Origin of the sequence: Methylomonas methanica (assembly GCF_001644035.1) — a bacterium.
GTDB classification, from domain to species: Bacteria; Pseudomonadota; Gammaproteobacteria; order Methylococcales; family Methylomonadaceae; genus Methylomonas; species Methylomonas methanica_A.
In genome coordinates this window covers 1-2,165 of the sequence record NZ_LUUG01000021.1, presented here as the reverse complement: position 1 = coordinate 2,165, position 2,165 = coordinate 1, and the positions used below count along the sequence as shown (strand labels likewise).

At 47.0% G+C, this 2,165-nt stretch carries 4 protein-coding genes; 1 reads left to right on the top strand and 3 read right to left on the bottom strand.

Annotated features, from left to right (window positions below):
- The first annotated feature begins 19 nt into the window (after positions 1 to 19).
- Positions 20 to 376, top strand: a complete 357-nt coding sequence (locus A1332_RS01135; protein WP_064006751.1) for a PepSY-associated TM helix domain-containing protein — start codon at positions 20 to 22, stop codon at positions 374 to 376.
- A gap of 956 nt (positions 377 to 1,332) precedes the next feature.
- Here A1332_RS01135 and A1332_RS01130 read toward each other — a convergent pair.
- The 3 genes from A1332_RS01130 to A1332_RS24540 form a co-directional block, all read right to left on the bottom strand.
- Positions 1,333 to 1,674 (bottom strand): PIN domain-containing protein, encoded by a 342-nt coding sequence (locus tag A1332_RS01130; protein ID WP_082879468.1) that lies wholly within the window; start codon positions 1,672 to 1,674, stop codon positions 1,333 to 1,335.
- Entirely contained in the window at positions 1,664 to 1,876 is a 213-nt protein-coding gene (locus A1332_RS01125; protein WP_064006750.1) for a hypothetical protein, read from the bottom strand. Before A1332_RS01125 ends, A1332_RS01130 begins: the two co-directional genes overlap by 11 nt.
- 154 nt (positions 1,877 to 2,030) lie before the next feature.
- Positions 2,031 to 2,141 (bottom strand): DUF433 domain-containing protein, encoded by a 111-nt coding sequence (locus tag A1332_RS24540; RefSeq protein ID WP_082879467.1) that lies wholly within the window; start codon positions 2,139 to 2,141, stop codon positions 2,031 to 2,033.
- Positions 2,142 to 2,165 lie beyond the last annotated feature (24 nt).

Sequence of the window (2,165 nt, the reverse complement as noted above, 5' to 3'; positions counted from 1 at the left end):
CCAGATTTAGTTATAACTCATGCGCTACCCTGATGGGGAATATCGGCGAATTGATTTTCCTCAAGATAAGCAAGGTGTGTATCTTGTAAGCAAGCGAGAATTTGACGAACCCAATCAAAAGCATTCGTTTAGACGCCTTTGGATAGATCAATATAATGGCAAAATTCTGCATGCTAAGGATAGAACAAACCGCAGTGCCGGAGATGCGTTTGTCGAATGGCTTTACCCTTTACATACCGGTGAGGCATTTGGCTTAACCGGACAGTTATGCATTTTAATAATGGGCTTGGTGCCCTTGTCGCTGTATGTCACCGGTGTTATACGTTGGCTGCAGAAACGCCGCTTTAAGCGCTTGGTGGGAGGCAGATGCAGCTAGGGCGCTACGTACCTAGAGGTGATTTACCGCGTACGTTGGGATGGAGTACATACAGTCGACCCCAATCTTGATGTCAGCGATTCATTGCAGCCAAGTCCGGGACGGTTAGGCTGTGTCAGACCTGATTTTCGCTGGGAGACATGAACTTAAAGCCTTATAGCCTGCCGGTAAGAGTATTTTGCTATTCGCGAAAGCTTCGTAGGCTTGGGGATAAACCAAAATGCCATGGCTGCAAGGCTTTTAGCCTGATTCGCAATGCTGTAGTGGTTCGCTCCTAAGCTTAAATGCCTGGCCAGGATAGCGAATGACCGCGTGGGCGAGCTTAGTTGCCTTGCGCGCGAGGCTTTTAGCTTGATTCGCAAGGCTATGGTGGCTCGGGCCCAAACTTCAACACCTGGCGACGATAGCAAAACACCGCGTGCGCAAGCTTAATTGCCTCGCGCGCGAGGCTTTGAGCTTAATTCGCAAGGCTATGCAGGTTCACTCGCGAGCCTTAAAGCCTGGCGAGGATAGCGAAAAACTTTGTGCGCAAGTCTAAATGCCTTGCGCACGAGGCTAAAAGCCGAAGTGGAATGCCAATGTGCATCGGCAATTAGACCACGTTGGGTAAATCCCTGGCGCCATGAATGACGCGAACTATCGACACGCCATTGGTGAGAGTTCTTTGCAGAATAAGGTATTTTCCCGATATAAATACTGTAGCGCTGGTGTAGTATCAGGACGGTAACTACCGCTCTGGGGATTGTCTGCCAGGATCATGAAGCCTTGTTCCAAGTCATCAGCCTACGCTCACGCCGTCACGGTGTTTTGATCGGGGTAGAAAACATTGTTAGGCGGAAGGTGATCCTGTTGTCAATCGCGCAAAGGCTGGGGGAATGCAGCGAATCCCAGACTTAAAAAGGGTTAACAATTCGCAACTGGTTGTCGATCAACTGATTGTTTTGCATGTCTTCGCTTTAAAGAATCGGGCAGTGGTTTTCCAGCGCGGTGCTGGCAATTAACGCATCGTAAAAGGAAAAACAATGTACTTCGCATAACTGTAGGGCTCTTAGCTGAGTGGCTAAAGAGAAACCAACTACATGGGTGACGCTGGTAATTTCATGGATAGCGCCAATAACAGCATTTTCCTTTAGCTTTAGTTTTTTTAGGCAAATGTTGGAAAATTCATTGATGACTTGCAAAGAAATGATAGATTCGCCTTCAAACAGCAGCGAATTGGCGATGTCTGCCTTGTGCGGTTCGCTGTTTGAGTAGGCGTAGATCAAGATGTTGGTATCAAGAAAATACCTATCGGGCATTGGCGTCTTCGCGATCAAATTGAAACGAGCGTGTATCGATGGATAGTGCGGAAAGTCGTTTGGCGGGTTTTATCGAAGTTGAATCCGTTGCTTCCTCTATCGATAATTTGATTTTAAGGTGCTTGGAGGCAAAGGCAGCAAACTCTATGGGAATTTCAATCATCCGGCCTTTTGCATCTGCTTCAAATTCTACGACTTGCATAACTAAAGTCCTCCCGAAGACTATTTGGCGTTAAACTCGATTCTACCAAGGCTGCTTGATGTTACAAACCTCGACGTTGTTGGTCAAATGACTTTGTCTGGTAACCGAAGTAATGTTGTCATGATGGGTGGCAACTGCGCATCAATCCAATAAATCACGCCGCCAGCCGTTCAAAATTCACACGCTTGGCTGCGTAAAATAAACAAGCCTGTATATCTTGATGCTCTAGGTCAGGAAAATCCTGCAAAATCTCTTCATTGCTCACACCCTCGAGAAATAGTCAAATCTG

Bases quoted from the DNA above. Each gene is read 5' to 3' on its own strand.
- A1332_RS01135 (WP_064006751.1), top strand. From the start codon at position 20: ATGCGCTACCCTGATGGGGAATATCGGCGAATTGATTTTCCTCAAGAT.
- A1332_RS01130 (WP_082879468.1), bottom strand. From the start codon at position 1,674: ATGCCCGATAGGTATTTTCTTGATACCAACATCTTGATCTACGCCTAC.
- A1332_RS01125 (WP_064006750.1), bottom strand. From the start codon at position 1,876: ATGCAAGTCGTAGAATTTGAAGCAGATGCAAAAGGCCGGATGATTGAA.